At 52.0% G+C, this 21,319-nt stretch carries 26 protein-coding genes and 1 riboswitch; of the genes, 6 read left to right on the top strand and 20 right to left on the bottom strand.

Annotation, left to right across the window (positions count from 1 at the left end; translation table 11 throughout):
• Positions 1-108: 108 nt before the first annotated feature.
• From WKT05_RS10020 to WKT05_RS09985, 8 genes are all read right to left on the bottom strand, one after another.
• Positions 109-894 carry a hypothetical protein gene (locus tag WKT05_RS10020; RefSeq protein WP_340413978.1) on the bottom strand — a complete coding sequence of 262 codons (786 nt, stop codon included), beginning with the start codon at positions 892-894 and terminating at the stop codon, positions 109-111.
• Positions 895-977: 83 nt separating this feature from the next.
• Positions 978-1,865, bottom strand: a complete 888-nt coding sequence (gene pepI, locus WKT05_RS10015; RefSeq protein ID WP_340413977.1) for a proline iminopeptidase — start codon at positions 1,863-1,865, stop codon at positions 978-980.
• Positions 1,852-2,952: a M24 family metallopeptidase gene (locus WKT05_RS10010; protein ID WP_340413976.1), complete on the bottom strand. Its 1,101-nt coding sequence runs from the start codon at positions 2,950-2,952 to the stop codon at positions 1,852-1,854. The genes pepI and WKT05_RS10010 overlap by 14 nt, the downstream gene beginning before the upstream one ends.
• Before the next feature lie 12 nt (positions 2,953-2,964).
• Positions 2,965-4,317 carry a peptide MFS transporter gene (locus WKT05_RS10005; protein WP_340413975.1) on the bottom strand — a complete coding sequence of 451 codons (1,353 nt, stop codon included), beginning with the start codon at positions 4,315-4,317 and terminating at the stop codon, positions 2,965-2,967.
• On the bottom strand, positions 4,287-6,071 hold the full coding sequence (locus WKT05_RS10000) for an aminopeptidase P family protein (RefSeq protein ID WP_340413974.1): 1,785 nt from the start codon (positions 6,069-6,071) through the stop codon (positions 4,287-4,289). The genes WKT05_RS10005 and WKT05_RS10000 overlap by 31 nt, the downstream gene beginning before the upstream one ends.
• Positions 6,072-6,218: 147 nt before the next feature.
• Positions 6,219-6,968, bottom strand: a complete 750-nt coding sequence (locus WKT05_RS09995) for an ABC transporter ATP-binding protein (protein ID WP_340413973.1) — start codon at positions 6,966-6,968, stop codon at positions 6,219-6,221.
• Positions 6,965-7,981, bottom strand: coding sequence for a FecCD family ABC transporter permease (locus tag WKT05_RS09990; RefSeq protein WP_340413972.1), 1,017 nt, complete (start codon positions 7,979-7,981; stop codon positions 6,965-6,967). Before WKT05_RS09990 ends, WKT05_RS09995 begins: the two co-directional genes overlap by 4 nt.
• A complete protein-coding gene (locus WKT05_RS09985; protein ID WP_340413971.1) occupies positions 7,978-8,985 on the bottom strand; it encodes an ABC transporter substrate-binding protein in 1,008 nt (335 codons plus the stop codon). Before WKT05_RS09985 ends, WKT05_RS09990 begins: the two co-directional genes overlap by 4 nt.
• Before the next feature lie 39 nt (positions 8,986-9,024).
• A riboswitch (cobalamin riboswitch) is annotated at positions 9,025-9,184 on the bottom strand.
• A 190-nt stretch (positions 9,185-9,374) separates the two neighbouring features.
• Here WKT05_RS09985 and WKT05_RS09980 point away from each other — a divergent pair.
• Complete coding sequence (locus WKT05_RS09980; RefSeq protein WP_340413970.1) at positions 9,375-9,617, top strand: type II toxin-antitoxin system prevent-host-death family antitoxin; 243 nt, start codon at positions 9,375-9,377, stop codon at positions 9,615-9,617.
• Positions 9,614-9,991, top strand: a complete 378-nt coding sequence (locus tag WKT05_RS09975) for a type II toxin-antitoxin system death-on-curing family toxin (RefSeq protein WP_340413969.1) — start codon at positions 9,614-9,616, stop codon at positions 9,989-9,991. Before WKT05_RS09980 ends, WKT05_RS09975 begins: the two co-directional genes overlap by 4 nt.
• Positions 9,992-10,015: 24 nt before the next feature.
• Here the strand turns inward: WKT05_RS09975 and WKT05_RS09970 are convergent, their stop codons facing one another.
• From WKT05_RS09970 to WKT05_RS09930, 9 genes are all read right to left on the bottom strand, one after another.
• Positions 10,016-10,747: a TraX family protein gene (locus tag WKT05_RS09970; protein WP_340413968.1), complete on the bottom strand. Its 732-nt coding sequence runs from the start codon at positions 10,745-10,747 to the stop codon at positions 10,016-10,018.
• A 137-nt stretch (positions 10,748-10,884) separates the two neighbouring features.
• The gene (locus WKT05_RS09965; protein ID WP_340413967.1) at positions 10,885-12,633 is read right to left on the bottom strand and encodes an S-layer homology domain-containing protein; all 1,749 of its coding nucleotides are present in this window, start codon (positions 12,631-12,633) and stop codon (positions 10,885-10,887) included.
• Between the two features lie 168 nt (positions 12,634-12,801).
• Entirely contained in the window at positions 12,802-13,566 is a 765-nt protein-coding gene (locus WKT05_RS09960; protein WP_340413966.1) for an S-layer homology domain-containing protein, read from the bottom strand.
• Positions 13,567-13,640: 74 nt separating this feature from the next.
• Entirely contained in the window at positions 13,641-14,015 is a 375-nt protein-coding gene (locus WKT05_RS09955; RefSeq protein WP_340413965.1) for an SdpI family protein, read from the bottom strand.
• A 107-nt stretch (positions 14,016-14,122) separates the two neighbouring features.
• Positions 14,123-14,890, bottom strand: a complete 768-nt coding sequence (locus WKT05_RS09950; protein WP_340413964.1) for a hypothetical protein — start codon at positions 14,888-14,890, stop codon at positions 14,123-14,125.
• A complete protein-coding gene (locus WKT05_RS09945) occupies positions 14,883-15,578 on the bottom strand; it encodes an ABC transporter ATP-binding protein (RefSeq protein WP_340413963.1) in 696 nt (231 codons plus the stop codon). Before WKT05_RS09945 ends, WKT05_RS09950 begins: the two co-directional genes overlap by 8 nt.
• Positions 15,565-15,942 (bottom strand): GntR family transcriptional regulator, encoded by a 378-nt coding sequence (locus WKT05_RS09940; RefSeq protein ID WP_215508637.1) that lies wholly within the window; start codon positions 15,940-15,942, stop codon positions 15,565-15,567. The genes WKT05_RS09945 and WKT05_RS09940 overlap by 14 nt, the downstream gene beginning before the upstream one ends.
• A 29-nt stretch (positions 15,943-15,971) precedes the next feature.
• Positions 15,972-16,727, bottom strand: a complete 756-nt coding sequence (locus WKT05_RS09935; RefSeq protein ID WP_340413962.1) for an ABC transporter permease subunit — start codon at positions 16,725-16,727, stop codon at positions 15,972-15,974.
• A complete protein-coding gene (locus tag WKT05_RS09930) occupies positions 16,693-17,580 on the bottom strand; it encodes an ABC transporter ATP-binding protein (RefSeq protein ID WP_340413961.1) in 888 nt (295 codons plus the stop codon). Before WKT05_RS09930 ends, WKT05_RS09935 begins: the two co-directional genes overlap by 35 nt.
• 243 nt (positions 17,581-17,823) lie before the next feature.
• Here WKT05_RS09930 and WKT05_RS09925 point away from each other — a divergent pair, with 243 nt between their 5' ends.
• Complete coding sequence (locus tag WKT05_RS09925) at positions 17,824-18,333, top strand: helix-turn-helix domain-containing protein (RefSeq protein ID WP_340413960.1); 510 nt, start codon at positions 17,824-17,826, stop codon at positions 18,331-18,333.
• Positions 18,334-18,424: 91 nt separating this feature from the next.
• Here the strand turns inward: WKT05_RS09925 and WKT05_RS09920 are convergent, their stop codons facing one another.
• The 3 genes from WKT05_RS09920 to WKT05_RS09910 form a co-directional block, all read right to left on the bottom strand.
• Positions 18,425-19,018 (bottom strand): DUF3793 family protein, encoded by a 594-nt coding sequence (locus WKT05_RS09920; protein WP_340413959.1) that lies wholly within the window; start codon positions 19,016-19,018, stop codon positions 18,425-18,427.
• A complete protein-coding gene (locus WKT05_RS09915; RefSeq protein ID WP_215508630.1) occupies positions 18,993-19,412 on the bottom strand; it encodes a flavodoxin domain-containing protein in 420 nt (139 codons plus the stop codon). Before WKT05_RS09915 ends, WKT05_RS09920 begins: the two co-directional genes overlap by 26 nt.
• 119 nt (positions 19,413-19,531) lie before the next feature.
• The gene (locus tag WKT05_RS09910; RefSeq protein WP_340413958.1) at positions 19,532-19,747 is read right to left on the bottom strand and encodes a hypothetical protein; all 216 of its coding nucleotides are present in this window, start codon (positions 19,745-19,747) and stop codon (positions 19,532-19,534) included.
• Between the two features lie 241 nt (positions 19,748-19,988).
• Between WKT05_RS09910 and WKT05_RS09905 the strand changes: the two genes are divergently transcribed.
• From WKT05_RS09905 to WKT05_RS09895, 3 genes are read left to right on the top strand one after another with little or no spacing between them, the layout of a single operon-like run.
• On the top strand, positions 19,989-20,471 hold the full coding sequence (locus tag WKT05_RS09905) for a DUF2975 domain-containing protein (RefSeq protein WP_340413957.1): 483 nt from the start codon (positions 19,989-19,991) through the stop codon (positions 20,469-20,471).
• 8 nt (positions 20,472-20,479) lie between these two features.
• Positions 20,480-20,701, top strand: coding sequence for a helix-turn-helix domain-containing protein (locus tag WKT05_RS09900; RefSeq protein ID WP_340413956.1), 222 nt, complete (start codon positions 20,480-20,482; stop codon positions 20,699-20,701).
• Positions 20,688-21,173: a hypothetical protein gene (locus WKT05_RS09895; protein ID WP_340413955.1), complete on the top strand. Its 486-nt coding sequence runs from the start codon at positions 20,688-20,690 to the stop codon at positions 21,171-21,173. The genes WKT05_RS09900 and WKT05_RS09895 overlap by 14 nt, the downstream gene beginning before the upstream one ends.
• Positions 21,174-21,319: the final 146 nt, after the last annotated feature.

The raw sequence follows: 21,319 nt of genomic DNA, 5'->3' as shown, positions 1-21,319 counted from the left end.
AAGCACCCGATGACGGGTGCTTTTTTTGTGAAAGCCGCGGCAGAAGGACGACCTTGTGATGAAGAATTTCTTCCCACGAAAAAACGCCGCTGTTAGCGACGTTTCCATCTACCCATCATCTTCTTTTTTCTCTTTCGGTTTTGTATTGCCGAAGAGGGCTTTGAAGGCGGCTTCTTCTTTTTCTCTCACTTTTTCCAGGCGCCCTCGCTCTTTTATTAAGTCTTTCCTACGGGCTTCTCGCCCCTCGGCATCAAGGACTCCCGCAAAAGGCGGCCCCTTTCTTATGGCGGCGATCCCATCTGCATACCGCTCCCGCAGATTTTTCAGTCGGGCTTCTTCCTCCAAGAGGCTTCCGGGAAGCGAGTCTCCCTCGTCTCTTTCCGCTTCATCTGCAAGTTTCCTCAGGGCTTTTTCATCGCCTGCCCGAAAGGCATCCGCGGCTTTTTCCATAAGCGCCTCGTCACAGGCCTCGGGATTCAGATCCCGGTGCAGGGTCTTTATGAGCACCATCATCAGCCCCCGCAGCGCCTCTTCCTTCGCCGCGGGCCGGGCTTTCCATGCCCGGGCTTCCGCCAGCAAGGTCTTTTTTCGGCTCAGCTCCCCTTCCCATTGGCCCAATATTTCATCCATTTGGGCTTCGGCGATTTTTCCCGCCACGGTTTTTCCCGCCAAGCGCCTCTCTCTTTCCCGGGCGAGGACGAGGATGCGGCAGCGGGCTTCGAGAATGTCGATTTCCACATCGTAAAATGCCAGGCGATCCGCCATTTCGATTTCTCGCCCCACGACGTGGATAAGGTATGCTTTTGTGTAAATGGCCTCCGCCACGGATTGCCTCAAATCGTCGATGGACGCTTTTAATTCCCTCACCCGAGGCAATTCGATCATGTCCCCCACGGCGCACCCCCTTTCGCGCCCATTATAACAGGAAGGGTGCGAGGATACAAAAACGAGGCACCGGGTGGCGCCTCGCGTAAGTATTATTCGAAATCTTTCAGCCAATCCGCCATGAGGCGGAAGTAGCGTCCCTCTTCTTCAATAAAGGCCATGTGCCGCGAGTCGCGGAAGAGTTCCCAACGGGCATTGGGCAATTCGTCGGCCATGCTCTTGGCGATGTAGGGGCTGCACAGATCCATTTGGCCGCTGGTCACCAGGGTGGGCACGGTGATCTTCCCCAATTGGCCACGGTAGTCGTAGCGGGCCAAGGTGCCCGTGGGGCCGAATTCGTTGGCGCCCCAGGCGGTGGTGTACACTTCCCCGGCGTTTTTCTTTTCCCGCTTCAAATACTCGGGGCTCTTTTCATTCACTGTGGGGCCGCAGTACAGCGCCATGAAGCGGTCCAGGGCCTTCAGGTAATCGGGATCGTCGTATTTATCCGACGCTTCGGCCTGATTAAATATCGCCCGCTCTTTTTTGGTCATAAAGCGGTAGATGCGCCGCCACTGCTCTTCCCGCCACAGGGCGGCGGAGTGAAGGGTGGATGCCAGAATCAGGGAGAGGACGCCTTTGGGATCCCGCTCCATCATGTAGGAAATGGCAAGCATCCCGCCCCAGGATTGGCCGAGGAGGTGAATCTTCTCGAGGCCCAGATGCTCTCTTATAGCCTCGAGCTCATCCATCCACACCTCGGCATTGTAGAGCTCCGTGTGGCCCGGGGTGGCGGATTCGCCGCAGCCGATTTGATCGTACATAATAATGGGCCGATCCAGCGCCTCGGCAATCTTGTCGAAGCCTTCGAAATAATTGTGGGTACTTCCCGGCCCGCCGTGAAGGAGGAGGAGGGGCGCCTTCTTCCCCTCGGGATTCGTGATGCGGTAATAGGTTTCGAATCCTTTAAAGGCCATGCGCCCTTCTTTAATTGCGACCATGTTCTTCCTCCTCTACGACAATGAGATCTTTCGTCACTTGATTTAACACTTCGCTGCCCTCTTCGGTGATGAGGACCAAATCTTCGATGCGCACGCCGATGCCTTCATCGAGCAAATAAATCCCCGGTTCCACGGAAAAGACTTGCCCCGGCTGAATCACGGCGTCGTTGGCCGAGGACACGTCGCCTACTTCGTGATCTTCCAGGCCGATGGAGTGGCCGGTGCGGTGGGTGAAGTAGTCGCCGTAGCCCTTGGATGTAATGTAGTCGCGGCAGGCTTTATCCACGTCGCACATGCGGTTACCGGGCTTGGCGGCGGCGATGCCCCGGAGGTTGGCCTCTTTCACGATTTCGTAGACTTCCCTCGCCTTGTCGGAGACTTCGCCGATAAAGACCGTGCGGGTCATGTCGCTGGCGTAGTTTTTATACATGCCGCCAATGTCCAAAACCACGGAGTCGCCTCGCTTGCCTTTTGAATCGTCGGTGGCATGGTGGGGATCGGCGCCGCCGCGGCCGTAAGCCGTAATGGGATCGAAGGACAGCTCCGTCACGCCTCGCTCGGCGAAAAGCTCCCGAACTTTCTGATCCATCTCTTTTTCCGTAAGGCCCTTTACCACCCAGGGGATGAGCGCTTCCATGACTTCGTCGCAGATTTTTGAGGATTCACGCATAATCTCTTGTTCTTCCTCGTCTTTAATGCGGCGCACGTCGTCGACGAGAAGGGAGCCGTTCACGTAGCGCTTCTCGGGGAAAATTTCCTGAAGGCGCAGAAGGAAGTGGCTGGGCCAATTCTTGTCGATGCCGACGGTGTCGCCCTCTTCCATGGCTTCGGCGAGAATCGCCACGCCGTCGTCCACATCGTTGTACCAAATTAAATCCACGCCCACGTCTCCCTCTTGGGGAAAGAGTTCGTTGATCACGAGCTTCGCCCCGCCTTTTGCGTGGAGGTAGAGAACGAGCATGCGCTCGCCGGGGGCGATTTTTCGCCCGAGGAGGTAGAAAATGGCCACGGGATCGGAAATAAGCAGGTGATCCATGCCGCGGGCTTTCATGCCCTCTGTGATTCGCCGGATCCGTTCTTGATTCATAAAAGGCTCCTTTCAGTTTAATTGATTGTCATCCTCCACCAAGCGGTTCAGCTTCGGACTGAATGCCGCGAGTAGGAGGCCGCCGAAGGTTATAATGGCGGCGATGATAAAGTAGGTTTTTGCAAAGGGAAATTGCAAGGTAAATTCGTAGAGGTAGCCGTAGGTTTTCGCGGAGATAAAGATGGCGAAGACCCACACGCTCATTAAGGTGGAGAGGAGGCGGGCCGGAGCGTATTTAGAAATAAAGGCATTGCCCAGTGGCGCAAAGACCATTTCACCGAGAGACAATATAATGCCGAAGGCCACGATCCACAGAAGGCCCGCTTGATTTTCCCCTCGTGCCACGTCAGCTACGGCGAAGATTCCGTAAGCCGCGCCTAAAAGGAGCAAACCGAAGGCGGTTTTCTGAAACATGTTGAAGTCGCCTTTTTCGCTACGCGCCCGCTTCGCCCAGTACATGCCGAGAGCCGGCCCCATGAGAATGCAGCACAGGGAGTTCAGGGCGTCGAACCAGGAGGAGGGAATGGTGAAGCTGCCTACCATCCAATTGGCGGCGGGATTCTCTCCCGCCCAGTGGAAGTACACGGGCAAATAGGCCAGGTGCCAAAACACCCGAAACAGGATGGAAAAGAAGGAGACGAGGACGATGGCCCCCACCCGCTTCTTTTCCGCGGGGGTGAGGGGCGCCTTGCTCTTCTCTTCTTTTTCTTTTTTCTCGTCGTATTTAAAGGGCTTCTTTCCCGTGTCCCCGAGAAAGTTTCCCCCGAGGACAAAGATAAGCGCCGCCGCAAACAAGACCAGGGCGCAAACCAAAAAGCCGAAGGCGTAGCCTCTGCCCATGACCAAGACGCCGATCATGGCCGTGCCTAAAAAGGAGCCGATGTTGGCGATGGCGTATTGGGTGGAAAAGGCCTTGTCCAAAAGCTTTTCGTCTTTAAAAAGCCTGCCGGTAACGGCGTGAATTTGGGATTTAAAGAGGCCGTTTCCCAAAGACACCACGAGGATCATCCCGTTGATCATGGCGATGGAATCGGCCTTGTAGCCGAGAAGATAGCCCGCTCCCATGACCGCCATGCCCACGGGAATTAAATACCTGGCGCCGATAAAGCGATCGGAGAGGATGGAGCCGATAAGGGGCGTGATGTAGGTCATGGCCACTAAATTGGCGCTCACTTTCGCCGCATCGGCCTTTCCCATGCCAAGGCCCCCTTTCGCCACGGCGGCGGCCACCATAATGGTCATGAGCCACTTTACGGCGTAAAAGGCGAAGCGCTCCACGGCCAGTGTGGCGGAGGCCAAATAAAAGCCCCCGCCCATGGTGTTTTTGTCCCTTATTAAATTGCTCTCGTGTATTTCTTCAGCCATCGGGCCTCCTCGTCGGTTAAGTGGGGGGAAATGGTGTCGTAAATCCGGCGGTTGTACGCGTTCAAGTAGGCGATTTCTTTTTCATCCAAGAGGGAGAAATCCACGGCGTCCAAATCGTAGGGCACCAAAGTAATGGGCTCGAAGCAGAGCCATTTGCCGTATTCGTTTTCGCCGTCTTCTTTAACCACCATGCAGTTTTCCGTGCGAATGCCGTGTTTGCCGGCAATGTAGAGGCCGGGCTCGTCGGTAATAATCATGCCGGGCTCGATTTGATGGTGCTCGTTCTTCGCCACATTTACCCGGTGGCGAATGCCCGCCGGGCCTTCGTGCACGTTTAAGAGCTGGCCGATGCCGTGGCCCGTACCGTGATTAAAGTTCAGATGGGCGTCCCAGAAGGGCTTTCTCGCCGCGTAATCCAGGGAGTAGCCGCAGGCGCCGTAGGGGAATTTCGCCATGGCCAGGGCCAGGTGGCTCTTTAAGACCAGGGTGAAGTGGTACACTTCTTCCTCCGTCAATTCGCCGAGGGCGATGGTGCGGGTAATGTCCGTGGAGCCTTCGGCGAAATTGCTCCCCGTGTCGGAAAGGTAGAGGCCCTTGGGCTCCAGGGGAATGTCGCTCTCTTCGTCGGCGGCGTAGTGGACGATGGCGGCGTGTTTGCCGTAGCCGCTAATGGGGGCGAAGGAGGGCCACATATAGCCTTCCTGTTCCTTGCGGAAGGATTCCAGTTTATCCGAGGCGCCGATTTCGGTGATCTCTTCCTTGCCGATGGTATGCTTCAGCCAGTACATAAATTTCACCCAGGCGATGCCGTCTTTCACGTGGGCAATGGCCATGTTCTTCACTTCCACGGGATTTTTCATGGCTTTCATGAGAATGGAGGGATTGGCCCCTTCCACCAAGGTATTGTCCGCGGGAATGCTTTCATAAAGGGCGTAGTTCATCTTCGCGGGATCGAGAAGAATGGTTTTTCCCGAGAGGGCCTTCACGTCGTCGTAAATGCTGTTGTAGGGCCGAAGGCGCACGTTCAATTCCTTTAATTCGGCCTTGATTTCATCGCTCAATTTGTTTTCGTCGATAAAAAGCACCATTTCATCCATGGTAATCAGCCCGTAGCAGAGAAGGATCGGCGAGTATTTAATGTCGTCGCCCCGCAGATTCAGCGTCCAGCACACGTCGTCTAAAGAGGCGACGATGTGGGTGTCTGCGCCTTTTTGCTTCATGGCTTCCCGAATACGGGAAAGCTTCGATGCGGCGCTCTCCCCGGTAATGGATTCATCTAATTTAAAGGCGGGCTTGTTCGAAAGGGCCGGGCGATCGGGCCAAATTTCTCCCACGAGATCCATGTTGTAGGTAATGGAAGCGGATTTCTTTTCGCAAATGGCCTCGTAATCGGCGCCGTCGGCCACGGAAATGGTGCGTCCGTCGAAGCCCAGGGTGCCTCCGACCGGCAGCTTGTCTTCAATATATTCTTTAATCGCGGGGACCTTAGGCTCGCCCATTTTCATAAGGCGAATGCCGCTGCCCTTTAATTGTGCCTCCCCTTGGAGGAAGTAGCGGCCGTCGGTCCAGAGGCACACCTCATCCGCCGTAGCCACCAAGGTGCCGGCGCTTCCCGTAAAGCCGGACACATAGGCCCGTGCCTTAAAGTATTCGCCCACGTATTCACTTTGGTGAAAATCTTCCGAGGGCACGATGTATAAATCTATATCTCTTTCCCGCATAAGGGAAAGTAATTCGTCTACTTGTTTTCTCAACGCTGTCTCCTTTCATACACCTTTCTATAATAGACATATTATATAGCTTGCCCCATGCCTTGTAAATGAACGGGCGCCGTCCGCGGGAGGGCGCGATTTCTTATTTTTCGCGCAAAAAAACGCGGATTGCTCCGCGTTCTTTTTTCATCAGGGCTTATTAAACACTACCACCGGCCTCCCCTGGGCCTCATGCAAGGTGCAGGGCGTGGTGTAAAGGGCTTCGATCATGGCCGGGGTCACATGTTCCGGGGCTTCGTCGAAGAGCAGCTTCCCTTCTTTTAAGGCCACGATGCGGTCGCCATAGGCTAAAGCCAAGTTCATGTCGTGTAGAGCTGCCACCACGGTGTGTTTTCTATCCTGCACCATACTGAGCAGCTTCAGCTGGTAGTAAATGTCCAGGTGATTGGTGGCTTCGTCGAGAAGCAGGTGATCGGTCTCCTGCACCAGGGCCCGGGCCAGCACGGCCCGCTGCCGTTCGCCTCCGGAGAGGGCGCGAAGGGAGCGGGCGGCGTAGTTTTCCATGCCCACGGCGGCGAGGGCCTCCATGGCCATGGCGCGGTCATCCTCCGTGTCCCGTTCAAGCAAACCCTTGTAGGGCGTACGGCCCATAAGCACCATGTCCATGACCGTCATGTCGAAGGCCATGTCGTTAAACTGACCCACGACGGCCAACCGCTTGGCGTAATCTTTTCTGCTCATGTCCCGAGCCTCCGTCTCGTCGAGAAAAATTTTTCCCTCATAAGGCAAAATCCGAGCCACTGCTTTCAAGAAACTGCTCTTGCCGGAGCCGTTGGGCCCGATTAAGGCCACGAGCTCCTTGTCGTGAATGGTGAGGGAAAAATCCCGAAGCACCTGCTTTTTTCCATAGGCGACGGAAAGGTGTTCCACGCGTATCACGAGTGCACCTCCCGAGAATTTTTCACGATTAAATAGACGAAAAAGGGCGCCCCCACCACGGACACCACGACGCCGGTGGGCAGTTCCCCGGCGGGCAGGGCGTTTCTCGCCGCCACATCCGCCCAGAGGAGGAGGCTCGCCCCCAAAAGAATCACGCCGGGAATGAGGTGGCGATGGTTGGTACCCAAGAGAAAGCGGGCCATGTGGGGCACGATGAGGCCCACGAAGCCGATGGTGCCCGAGGTGTAGACCACAAGACCCACGAGGAGGGACACCGCCACAATGTAGGCGCTCCGGAGCTTGGCCAGATCCTTGCCCAGTGTGTAGGCCACTTCATCGCCTAAGAGCAGCAGATTTAAATTGCGGCTTTGGGTGGCGAGAAAGATACAAAGGGCGAGGATCACCGGCCCGATAAAGAAGATTTGATTCATCTTCGCGCCGGATAAGGAGCCCATGAGCCAGAAATTCACTTCCCGAATGGCGTCGCGGTTTTTCGCCGTGTAGACCAAAAGGGTGGCGACGCTGGATGCGGCGGCGGAAAGGGCCAGGCCCGAGAGAATGAGCCGCTCCGAGGTGGCCCGCCCGCCGATGCGGGAAAGAATCATGACGCCCACGGAGGTTAACAGGGCGAAGATAAAGGCGCTGATCCCCACGGCCACATTGCCCAAGGCGCTCATGAGGCCGAGGACGATGGCCAAGGTGGCGCCTAAAGATGCCCCGGAGGATATGCCCAGAATGTAGGGATCGGCAATGGGGTTTCCCACCACCGCCTGCATGATGAGCCCGGAGACGGCGAGAGCCACGCCGGTTAAGATGGCGAGGAGCACCCGGGGCAGGCGAATGTCCATGACGATGGCATAGGCCACGTCGTCGCCGCCCTTGCCGAAAAGGCCGCGGCTTAAGGCGTGGAGAATCTCCCCGAGGCTTAAATCCGCATAGCCCAGGTACAGCCCGCCGATCACCGATGCGATGAATAAAAGCGTAAGCCCCGCGAAAATCACCGAGCGCTTCATGATTCGGGATAGAGGCCCTTAATCATGGTGTCGATGCCGTCGGCGGTGCGCACGCCGGAGGCGTAAACTTCCGATAAGCTGATGGGATAAACCCGATTGTTTTTAATGGCGGAAAGGCCTTTTAATGCGGGCAGGGATTTAAAGCGATCCAATTCCTTATCCTTGATCTTGTCTTCGCCGAAGTAGACGACGAAAATTACATCGGGATCTTTGGTCAGCAGGGCTTCGGAGCCGAAGCGATCTTCGTCCATGACCAGCTTCGCGCCGGCTTTTTCGGCGATTTCGCCGCCCACGGTTTTCGCGCCGTAGTTTCTGAAGAGATTGTCGTCTTCGATTTCAAGAATCGCCGCCTTCACCGGCTCTTTGCCTTCACGGAGTTTTTCCGTTTCGGCCAGGCGATCCTTCATGGACTGCACGATGGCTTGGGTTTCTTTTTGTTTATTGAAAATCTTTCCTAAATTTAAAATATCTTCGTATTCATTTTCCAGGCTGTCCACCTTCACGGCGCCGCTGTTTTTCAGAATATAGGTGTTCACACCTTTATCCTGCCAGTCTTTCACATTGCCCAGGGTTTTGTCCCCGAAATAAGACGACCAGGAAATAATGAAATCCGGCTTGGCGGCGAGGACCGCTTCCTTCGACGGCGCGTCTTTTACATAGTCCACCTTGCTGAAGGCGTCTTTGTACTCGTCCTTGACGTCGATGTCCAATTGAGCGGCGAGAACCATTTTGTCCCCGAGGCCCAAGGCCAGCATGTTTTCAATGGCCGATTGATACACGGCCACAACCCGTTCCGGTTCCTTTTCAAAGGTTTCCTCGACAGGATTGCCCTGGGCATCCACCGTCTCGATGGTTACCGGATAATAAGCATCCTTTGTTTCCGCCGCGGCGTTCGTATTGGCCGCAGCCTGATTGTTTTCATTCTTGGCGACATTCTCTCCCCCGCCGCAGGCGGTTAAAAGGAGCAACGACGCGAGCAACAAGACGTTCAGAATCTTTTTCATAAAGACCTCCTATCTTGTATGGACAACTCCATACCTCGTGAAGAAATTTTTCCATAGGCAGGTATCCTGACTTCTGACCTCAGGCGACGTTCCATCCTTCCCGTTAAGTGAATGGGCGTCTCGGCCGTTACAGTGGCGGGACCGCGTGCCGCAAGCAACTTCCCTTTTAATCCGAAGAACCTATGTCCCTATTATACCTATAGCCGAAAGAAAAAGCAGGAAAGAATACAAGGAATTTTAAGGAATAAAAAATCCCAAGACACGCTTGGGATGGTGGTTGCGTATACGCAACTTTCTTCATAAAAGAAAAGGCGAAAAGTTGCATTTTCGCAAAATTATAGGATGTATTTATCCTATTTCATGCTATAATTTTATCAGGAGGTACTATCATGATGATCAATACAAAAAATCTCATTTCCATGACCGAAGCTAATCAAAACTTTTCAAAAGTAACCCGGCTGGTCGACGAAACTGGCTCGGCTTTGATTTTAAAGAACAACCGCCCGAGTTATGTCCTTATGAAGTACGAAAACTTTGAACGTGCCGCTGTGGCCGACGACGAAAGCCTTGATGCCGTTTCGCAAAAACTTATGAAGAAAAATCGCCTCGCTTATGAGGAGCTGGCTAAATGATTAAGGTTAGCAGAGAGCAACTAATTCATCTTCACGAATCTTTGATCCGAACATTTGGCGGCTCACCCGGCATTCGAGACGATTTCCTTCTGGACCTTTGCCTCGATTCACCGTTTCAAACTTTCGACGGGAAAGACCTTTATCCCGACATAATTAAGAAGGTCGCGCATATTGGTTATGCTTTGGTAAAATACCATCCCTTTATAGATGGCAATAAACGAATCGGCGCTCATCTAACTCTCGTTTTACTTGAGCTAAATGGATTTTCTCTAGATTATTCCCAGGAAGAACTGATACGTGTTATTTTGGGAATCGCTGATTCTTCGTTAAATGAAACCCAGTGGCAAAAATGGATTTACGAGCATTTGGTCTAGTTTCGAAAATGCCTACTTCCTCCCCTAAATATTCAGTGCCACGCGGAGAAGGCCCAAGATCAGAATATGCACCGGGTAAAAGGCGTAGTTGAGCCACTTGTACTGCTTGCCCCGCTGGCCGTTGTAGGTGAGGGTGGCAACAAAGCCCAGGATGGAATAAAGCTCTTTTATAATGGAGAGATAACCCAGGGCCGTGCCGTAGATGGGCTTTTCGTAAAAGAGATAGAACAAATAGGCCACGATAATGGCGTGGTAATCGTAATCCAGGCTGAAGAACATGGCCACAGCGCACATAACCGCCACCACGACGATGGATGCTCCGTACCAAAGGGCCGCAGACTTTTTCGACAGCCGCCCCTTGAGTTCATCCACGATCCAAATGGTGACGAGAGACAGGGCGAGAGTGAACATCATATTGTTCCAGTTGTTATTGAAAAGCTCCCGGGAGGTAAAGAGATCGAAGGGCACTTCCGATACGACGGCGAAGAGCAAGAGATTGATGAGGTATTTTTTTCGGGAGCGGGTCTTGAAAAAGCCCTCCACGAGAAAATACATAAACAGAGGAAAGGCCACTCGCCCCAAGATGCTCAACAGATTGCTTACATGGAGCAAAGGCCCCTTCCCGTCTAAATAAGGCGTAATCAGCGCGTTGTTGACGTGGTCCAAAAGCATGGACAAAAAGGCGATGTATTTTAATTGGGCGCCGTTTAATACCCGCCAAGACGTCGGCGGCCGGCCCGTTTTTATCATTTCCATAAAAATCCTCCTTTATTAGAATTTCAGAAGGCTTTATTTTACCCTATCCATAGAAATCTGTCCATCTTTTTCGTCGATACAATAGCCGATTATAGAGAAAAACCCGAGATCCTCCTCGGGTTTTTCTTTCTTTACAACTATTGACGGCGCAAGATTTCGGGGATTTGGCCGTTGCCTTTGTTTTTATCCGTGTTGTAGCGGACGAATTCTTTGTTGAAGCGGCGGCCGATTTCGCGGTTCATTTCCCTGCAGTCGCCGACAAAGATGCCGTTTTTCAGCGTGGCGTGGACGTAGATGTCCCGTCCGTTGTTTTTGCCCATGTACAGGCCCACGTGGTTGTAGCCTAAATAGAATTTCGGACTGTAGTTGAAGATAATGTCGCCGGGCCATGCGTTGGCGAAATTGGCCGGATAGCGCATGCCGCCGAATTTGTAGGCGGCTTCGTATTGCACGCGGGGCAGTTCGTAGCCTCTGTGCAGTTTAATGTTGGTGTCGTTGGGGCCCGGGATGTGGATGCCGAAGGCCTTGTGGGCGGCGTAGGTGAGGCCGACGCAGTAGACGCCTTTGCCGCTTTCAAATTCAAAGCCATACCAACGGAAGGGTTGGCCTTCGAAGGCGGCGGCGTAGTTGGCGATTTCCTGCCCTCTGAAGCGAAGTTCCTGATTGGGGCCGGTGAGCCAGCCGTTTTCCAATTCCTTGGCCGAGGGGCCTGCCCAGTAAACGAGGCGTCCGTGTTGGCCGCCGGGGCGCTTGCCGATCTTGAGCTTGCCGTCTTGGCCGAACCAGTACACCCCTTCGCCGGTGGAGAACATACCGTTTTTGTACATGCGGTAGTTGGCCGGGGAGAAGTAGTAGAGCCCGTCACCCACTTGTTTCCAGCCGCGGACTTTTCCTTTTTCGCGGTCGATGTAGTAGGTTTTGTTGTCTCTGCGGATAAAGCCCGAGGTGAGGGCGTCGTCCGGGCCGAGCAGGTAGGCTTGATCGCCGATGGTGACATAGCCGTCTTTAAAGGCGTTGCGACTGAAGCGGGCGCCGGTTTTTGCGTTGACGATGTAGAATTTGCCCTCTTCCTGTACCACTTTGCCCACTAGATCCGTCGCCGGTTGCGGTTGGGGTGTTGGTTGCGGCGCAGGTTGGGGTGCCGGTTGCGGCGCAGGTTGGGGTGAGGGTTTTTCCACCGGTGCCGGCACTTGGCCCGTTGCCCGCAGGATCAGCGCCATGGCTTCGGCGCGGGTCAGCTTGCCTTGGGGCTTAAAGGCGTTGTCTTCGTAGCCGGTAATGATTTTTCCGTCGGTTAATTGGCCGACGGCCCACACGTAGCGCGGCGTCACATCGGCCTTGTCTCTATAGCTCAGGGCGTCGGCGCTGTTGTATCTTTCCGTCAGCGTGGCGGCGAAATTGTGGATGGTCTCTATATTTTCTTTCGTCAGACCGGATCGTGCGCCCATATTTTTGAGCATGGTGCCCATATTGAGCACGGCCGCCGCTTCTTCGCGGGTAATGGGGTCGTTGGGGCGCAGGTTCGGTCCTAAAAAGACCAAATCCAAAAGTTGTGCTTCTTCCGCTTGGCGGATCGTCCCATCGGCCCAAGGCGCCTGATTTAAATCGCCGTAGGCCGATTGCTCTTTCGCGCCTACTTTTTCCAGGCCCGCCATGCGGTGAACCATGGCGATGTATTCCGCCCGGGTCACCGATTGATTCGGACGCATGGTGCCGTCGTCGTAGCCTTTGATCCAGCCGAGATCCGCGGCTTTGATCATGGTTCCTTCCGACCAATGGCCGGCAAGATCCGGATAGCTTGCGGCGAATACGCTGAAGCCCGTGGCCAAGGTCATAACCAGGGACAAAAGCAGCACCGTCCATTGTCTCTTCATCTGTCTTTTCATTACTACCTCCTTTTTATTTATATAAATGAATTATACCATTTAAAATGAAAATAAACGTCAAATCCGTGATATTCTGTTTTTTTATTTATTTTTTATCGCTACCTTACACTTATTTTTACATGAAAAAACCAAAGCCCTTGGAAAACAAAGACTTTGGTTTTGTTCGAATTATTTATTTGGAGAGAGGAAGGGCAGATTTTTCGCCCAGGTGCCGTTAAAGATCATGTGGAAGGCATTGCCGCGATTGGCGGCGTTCAAGGGATCCTGATCCTTCAGGGGCTTTTCTTCCCCTTCATTGGCCTTGGGCTTTTCTTCGTTGGCCTTCGGCATTTCTGCGGGCCCTTGCTCTTTCACCTTGGCATTGTAGACCATGACGAAAACGTCGCCGCGGGTAGCGGATTTGTCGGGAGCCAATTCACCGACGCCTGCTTCGGGGCCCACGATGTTCATCTCCCGCGCCCAATTGATCCAGCTTGCGGGCCAATCGGCCTTGGCTTCGTCGGCGAGGGTGAGGTCGGCTTTGGCACCTGCCACGAGAATTTTCATCATTTCCGCGTTGGAGATGTTTTTTTCCGGGCGGAAAGTGGTATCGGGGTAGCCGATAATGGGGCTCACGCCGCCGGGATTTTTCATTTGGCTTGCCACGCGAATAAAGCCGTTGGCCCAGTGGCTCGTGGGGACGTCTTTAAAAATTGCGGCTTTTTCGGCGGCTTCAGCTTGTTTGCCGTCCATTTTCACCAAGAGGGTGGCGATCTCCGAACGCTTAATGGGCGCATCCAGGCCCAAGGTGCCGTCGGGATAACCGGTGACGACACCGGCCTTTTGCAAATAGGCGATCTTTTCATCTCGACTTGCGGCAAAGGCGCCTCGGGCAGGCAAGATCAGCCCCGTGGCGAGAAAAAGCACCGCCAACAATCGACAAATTCGTTTCATTCTATCCTCCGTTCTTCATTTCTTTGTTTTAGCCTAACACAGGCCGGGGAAAAGCACAATGTTCAAGCACGCGCCTACGCCTTCCGCCGACCTTCCCTGTCGAAGATGCGACGCAGATCCATTTCCGTGGCGGCCACGGAGGCCAAGAGAAAGGCGGTTTCAAAGGCGGTGTAGAAGCCCAACACATCGGCAAAGGCCGGGCGGCGAAGGGCGACGATCAACACGACGAGGGTGATGAGGGCGAGAACCCTGCCCCATCTCCGCCACCTTTTGGCGCAGGCGGCCTGTGCGTAGTCCCAGGTGTCCTGATTAATCATGGACATGGTGGTGCGGTAGCCGTAAGCTGCGTTAATTGTTTTCGGCGGATGGTCCATCATGGTGCGACCGAAAAAAATCATGATTCCCGGAATGAGTAATACGGCAAAGGCCATAAAGATTTTAAACCCCATAGACTCTCCTTTCTCTTGAAACACTTTTTTCTAAACCCATTTTACCCCTATTTATAGAAAACTAAAACGAGGCTCGAAAGCTTCGCTCGTTACAATTTTATGACACATTACGACACGGAAAGTTTCTTGTCGTGGCTGTGGACGCTTCTTAGGAAGAGGACCACGGCAGCGATGAGCATGAGCCCGCTCAACACGAGAGATGTTCTGAAAAATAGTTGGGAAGCGACCTGATTAAAATATTCTTCGCTTACAATCTGTCTTTGGTTTCCCATGGTATTGATCACCACTTTCGTTACCACATTCATGGCCACTTGCAGACCGATGTAGAGCATGATGGGCCCGCCGATGCCGAAGCGGCGGAAGGGCTTTTCGCTCCCGACGCTTGTGACAAAGAGCCAAACGGCCGCTGAAAATAGCATTCCGACGATGACCAAAAGGATAAAGCCTTGCAAATAGGTGACGGCCGGCTTCTCGAGGAGAGCACTGAGAAACTCTCCTACCTCCGGATCATTCCCCGTTAGGCGAAAGAAAAAGGGTCCGAAAAAGGCCGCTGAGGAGAAGACCGCCACGAGCTCCACGATGATAAACCAAATCGCCCGACCCCCCATGACTTCTTTGCCCGTCAAGGGAAGGGCGGCGAAGAAACTGCCATAGCTGCCGTACATACGTTTGTAATCCCTGATGCAAAGCCACAAGGGAATGATGGTTACGCCGATGAAAAAAGCCGCGACGCCGACAAAGATGGTGACGGCGCCGATCGCGCTCTCTTCTCCCGTGTAGCTCCACAAGAGGAAACTACCGAGAAGCCCCAATCCCAACATGGCGAGAAGAATCCATTTGTCTCGCTTGAAATAATAGCTAATGAGTTTAGACATCGTACACCTCCCTGAAAATCGCTTCCAAATCCTTGCCGTAGCGGCCGCGAAGGGCTTCCACGTCCTCGTTTAAAAGCACCTTGCCGTCTTTTAAAAACACTGCCGTGTCGATAATGGGCTCGATGGCTTCCACCATGTGGGTGGAGATAATCAAGGTCGCCTCCGTGTCGAAGCCGTCCAAAATCCCGTCGATGACATTTTTCCGCGACAGGGGATCCACGCCGCCGATGGGCTCATCCATTAAGTAGAGCCGCGCCTTTCTGGAGAGAGTCAGCGCCACCTGGAGCTTGTCCTGCATGCCCTTGCTCATTTCCCGAATGCGGCGAGAGGGCTCGAGATCAAAAGATTTCAGCATGTAAAAGGCCTTTTCCCGATCGAAGTCGCCGAAGAAGTGGCCGTAGAGATCCACGCAGGCCTCGGCGGTTAGATCCTTGGGCAGAGGCAGGTGATCCGGCTGGTAGCTCACCATATTTTTCGTGGCCTTGCCAATCTCTTCGCCAAAAATCTTCGCCTCGCCCTTGTAGCTCATCTCCAGGCCCGCCAAAATTCGTAGCAAAGTGGTTTTCCCCACGCCGTTTGGCCCCATAAGCCCCACGATGTGACCCGGCTCCAAGGCTAAATCCAGTTTGTCCAAGACGTATTTGCCTCGGTAGTCGATGTCGATTTGTTTGCACTCAACGGCCTTCATGAGACCCTCCTTTCTCCCAACGCTTGTTCAGTAATTTTACCGCTGTCTCCTGGGACATGGACAGATCCGCCGCCACGCCGATCAATTGATCGCAGGCGTCGAAAAAGGCGTCCTTGCCCAACGTGTCGATGGTGTCTTTATTTTCAGTCACAAATTTCCCCCGCGTTCGATCCGTTTCAATGAGCGCTTCCCGCTCCAGTTCCTGTAGTGCCCGCTGCACGGTGTTTGGATTCACACCGTAAATCTTCGCCAAATTTCGCACCGATTCCAATTTCTCTCCGGGAATCAGCTCCCCGGCGGCGATTTGCTTTCGAATGGTTTCGTAAAGCTGCAAATAAATCGGTCGATTGCCGTCAAATTCCATGGGCCCTCCTTTCATCTGTACTGCTTCTTCTACAAATCACATCGTTCAAATTTCCTAATGCCTATGGTGTTCAATAATAAGACCAATCCCCAGTTTAGTGCCATAAACCAAATAAAATCGATTACCTTTCCGCTATCTATCAATTTCTCTAGGTGATACATGGGAGATCCCAATTGTATCCCCGGGAATGATTTTATATACATGAGCACGACGAACAAAACAATAAATACGCCGATGGAAACATGGGATTTAACATACATACTGAGACTTTGTACTAAGCTAATCGCCAGTATATACAACGAACCGGTTGCAACGATCGTCATCAGATCAGAAAGATAATGCGCACTGATCAGTTTTCCGTCGGCTATTGGAAGTTTCGCCACCAGCAAATAATAACATCCAATCGAAAATACTATGAATAGCAGTGTCACTGCCCACCAGTAAATGGATTGCGCATAAAACTTCGACCGGTAGATGTTGCGCCTGTTATTGACGCGATCTAGCATCATAGAAAGACTTCCGTTTTCAATTTCTCCTTTTAATATATTTGCACTGTTGATGGCGAGAATGAGAAATATAACGAAGACCATATAAACCAAGGTATACATGTTGTCGGCAAATGTTAGTCCATTGATTAGCTCCTTGCTGTTATACGTGATAATCGACGAGTGATTGTTTACGCCTAAACCGTAAAACAAGGGCAATAGGAACATGACGAACACCAGCAGATTCTCTTTTCGCCTTAACTGCTTAAATAGCTCGAACCGTACAAGCGTCTTCATCATTCCCCTCCTCCAGTAATTTTTCCAGTGGATTGATTACCTTTTCAATATTCACTATGGTAGCGACCGAGCTAATGTAGTGTAGCTTCTCGTTCATGTTTTCCTCTGTGATCACCAGCCTATGCTGATCTAATTTTCTTGCGTAACGACTATCGATTTTATCCGTGTCGTCCACATTCAACATGACGGCGCTTTGAATATGAATGTCACCATCATAGTGCTTGACTCCGTCTCTAATCACAATGAGACGATTACATAGAGACTTCACTTCGTCTAAGTTGTGGTCCGAAAAAATCACCGCCATTTTCTGCTTCTCTGCCATCTCCTGAATGAGGCTTTTTACCATCCCACGGCCGTGAATATCCAATCCCACAAAAGGCTCATCTAAAAGCAGCACGGTTTGGGCGTTAAGCAAGGCTTGTGCAAATCCGAGCCTCTGCTTCATTCCGAAAGAAAATTCCTTAATCTTCTTTTTCTCCACCCCTTCCAAGCCAACCGTGTTTAACACGCCCTTGATTTCAGTGTTTATTCTTTCTACATCCGTTATTCCGTTTAGGTACAGAATGGATTCCAAGTTTTCATACGTTGTCATGTATTCATAAAAGTTTGGATCAACGGAGACGCCGAACTTTTTCCGATGCAACGAATCTATGGCGACCTCTTCGCCTTCGTAGCCTATTTTTCCGGAATCGGCGTGCGTGAGGCCGGCCAACATGTTCAATAAAGTCGTTTTACCGGCGCCGTTTACGCCAATAAGGCCGACAATGTCGCCCGCATTTAATTGCATCGAGAAATCGAAAAGTCCCCTTCCATTTCCATAGTCCTTGGTTAAGGACGTCACATCCATTAGGCTCATCTTTCCCTCCTCTCACTTGTGCTACTTCCTTAATACAGTCATATTGTATCGCCGTCTTAATACAGTGTCAACTCTTTTTTTGAAATTTTTTCGCCGAAACGATCTCTTCCCACGATTTTAAAAAGTTTTCGCAGAAATTTTTCGCCGCAACCAAGAGTTGCGTTCCTTTTGCTTGTGCCCTTTTCTTCTTTTTGTTACAGTAAATTCAGGAAAATTACCCAGAGAAAGAAGGCGTTTTTATGTATGGTGAAAAAAATAAAAGCAAAACGGAAGGCCATGGGGCTCTCTCAGGAAGATCTCGCGGGAAAGCTCGGCGTCACCCGCCAAGCCGTATCCAAGTGGGAAATGGACCGCACCCAACCGACCATGACCAATCTCAGGGAGTTGGCACAGGTGTTTTCCGTGGACATGGCCTATTTTATCGGGGAAGATGATTCGAAGAAGGAAGAAGCTTCTCCCCTCGGCGACACTTTGGTGTCAATCCTCGCCTATGCCATCGGCCTGTTCTTTTTTCTCGTTTACTATTTCGTCCTTAGCGACGCCCTTTTCCACAAAAGCCCCACCTCCTCGGCATTAATGCCCCTCACTCTTTACCTCATCCTTGCCACCGTGGCCTTTCCCCAAGCCTATAAGCATACCGGCGACCGGCTGGATCACGTGGATTACACGCTCTTTCGCCTGGTGGTGCTCCCGGCCCTTTATGTCCTCGGCCCCATGGTGGTTTTATATGCTCTTTTCAAAAAGAAAAATTAATTCTCCCGCGCCCTGCGCGGTTTTTTTAAACATGAAAAAACGGACGCCTCAGCGTCCGCTTTCATTCAGAATATAGGAAGGTGTCATTATTTTAGTATTCTTGCATCGCTTTATTCATGACAAAATATTTCGCTAAGTCAAATAAGAAAAAGCGCACTTTCGATAACAAGATGTTTTCATAGCATTTCCAGTAACCGACGAATTGATGGCGTCGCCTTTGGCTAAAGGCTTCCACGTCGGAGACGGGGTAACCGAGAAAGATGCCGATTTCGTCGGGACAGCCAATTAAAAACCGTGTTTTTAATTCCGCAATGGCTTCGTCCGCGTTGGCGTAATCATAGCCGCGATTCTTTAAGAAAGCTCGGCATCGTTTGTCTGTTAGTCTGTGTTCAAGTCGTTTTCGATCATAGAAGTAGAGAAGCAAACTGCCTTTGGGGTTTTTCAGTTCCGCGTACGCAAGGGGTATGGCACGCTTGATACTTTCGTCCTGGGCCCAACACCGGCTAAGATCTCTTGAAGGATTGACTAAGTTAACCAGAGTTCCGGTTTTTCCGCAGAAAACCGTGGGCGCCGTATAGGCTTTTAAGATTGCTTCCAAATAGTCGCGATCGTTGCATGTATCGCATTTGTTTAGGTAACGAACCGTGGAGTCATTGAGCTTACGCTTCACATAATGCGCGAGCACTGTCTTCGCACTCCTTCAAGCCGTCTGCATCCGGCTCTCCTTTACAAATGACGGTGGCGACATAAGCGGGGCCGAGTCCTCGGACTTCGTCCTCCCAAGTTTCCATCCATTCGCCGTCCGCCCAATCGTAGGAGCCAAACAGTAGCACATATTTTCCTTTCAACAGAGGATTTACATCATCCATTAAAGGACGCATTGTCGTTTCTTCCAGCTCTTCTGCACCCATAGCCGGACATCCGAATGCAATTCGTTCCGCATCCTTTACGATGGCCTCTGTTGCGTCGGCAGCTTCAATTAAAGAAGCTTCTTGACCGGCGGCTTCTAAGCCCTTGACGACTGCCTTCGCCATGGCTTCTGTGTTGCCGGTCCCCGACCAATAAATGACAGGTACCATAATTCCCTCCTTTCTACCTTGCGGCACGTTCACGCTGCACGCATTGGCATAAACGACAGAATCACCTGATATGTACCGCAAAGAAATGATTTGATAATTCATATCGTTTACAATGATTATTATAGCGGCACCTCGGAACTTTTGCAAGGGTTTTTTGAAACTTTTTGAGATTTATTTTCAATGGTCTCTTTTTCGGCTTGATTCCGCCATTTTCCGCCCGGATTTCTTTTGGCTTTATCGGCTTTTTTTCCGCTTTTCTTTTTAATCGCCCTTTGTGCCTGTGAACCCATGGTCTTTATCTTGCCGAAAATTTGGTTTTCGCTTTTAATCGCCATACCTTGTCTGCGATCCCGTGGTCTTTGCCTCCCGATTTTCGCATCTTCTCCTTATTCTTTTCGGATGTGGCTATTTCCCCAACCTGCCGATGGGTTCCCTTCTTTTCTCATCCCTTCTTCGATTCCCTCCCTGCGACTCTTTAGCCTATGCTGGCGAATTTGTTCACGTTTCTTTGCTTTTTTCGATAAGTATTTATTGATTATCGATAAATTTCGGGTATACTGAAAGCAGGAGGTTGACATGAAACGATTACAAACCACATTTATCGCCGCGACTTTAGCGGCGGCCATGCTATCGACGAGTGGCTTCTTCGCTCTCATCGGATCCATTTTAGGAAAGGCATGGGTTCTTAAAGACAACACATTTACCATTTTCCTTCCCCTGATTCCGGCGTGCCTCGCCTTTTGGGGCGCAAGCGGCGCCTTTCTTCTCGCGGGGCTTGCCTTCGGCCTTTACACCACCTATTTGTACGCCAAGGGCCGCCTCTTTACGCCGGCCATGGTTCGCGGCCTGGAGCGGGTAGGCCTGTGCTTTTTAGGCGCCTGCCTGAGCTTTTTGCTTCTCGCCATTTACTTGGCCGTGAACCTGCAGCTCGCCGCCCTCTTTCTGCTCTTTTTCCTTTTAGCTGCCCTTCTTGCGGCGGCGGCCCTCTTTTTCTTCCTCTTAGCCGATGCGGTAGACGAAGGCCGCCATCTGCGGGAAGAAAACGACCTGACCATTTGAGGTGTGCCATGATTTGTGTGGATTTAGATTTAATGCTCGCCAAACGAAAAATGACCCTCACGGAATTGTCTCAGGCGGTGAATGTGAGCCTGCCCAATCTTTCCATTTTAAAGACGGGAAAGGCCAAGGCCATTCGCTTTTCTACCCTCGCCGCCATTTGCCGGGCTCTGGATTGCCAGCCGGGAGATATTTTGCGCTACGAAGGAGGCGACGTGAATGACGCGGACTAAAGGACTTAAAATTTTAGGCGCCCTCTTTCTTGTGGGGCTCGCGGCGATCTTTTTCCTTTCCGACGCCACGCCCCGGACGCTCAAGGCCATGAACGCTGCTTTTGGTACCCACGTCACGAGGCGGGCCGTCTGCGTGGATGCTGTAAAAAAGCCGCCGGATTTTCTCGGCGACGGCGTGAGTTACTCGGTTTACAAATTAAACGACGAGGACATGGCGCAGCTGAATCAGGATTTGAAAAAGGCAAAAGCTTTTTCCGCAGAGAGCGAGGTCGGAAGGGATGTGGACTCGGCACTGAAATGGGCGAAACGGGTGCAACCGGGAATTAAAGCACCTGCCCTGTCTTGGCCTCAATGCCGCTACTATTTCGCGGATCGCTCCCCGGGCGGGGCGGGGGATTATCTGTCCAACTACGACGCCTTAGTGGTGGATGAAGAGAATCTGCTTATTATGTATCTGGTCTACGACACTTAAAAGAGATCCCTCGTCAGTGTACCTGAAAAGAGGGCTACCGCACTTAAAACGGTAGCCCTCTTTTTCTTTTACACGCACAAAAAAACACACGCCGTCCTAAGATCAGCGTGCGTTTTTTGTGTGACCGGCAATTTCCTACTCTCCCG

The sequence above is a fragment of the Peptoniphilus sp. HCN-40583 genome, from assembly GCF_037892835.1.
In the GTDB taxonomy this organism is placed as follows: domain Bacteria; phylum Bacillota; class Clostridia; order Tissierellales; family Peptoniphilaceae; genus Aedoeadaptatus; species Aedoeadaptatus rachelemmaiella.
Note: the sequence above shows the minus strand (reverse complement) of the source record. Positions and strands in the feature narration are given on the sequence as shown.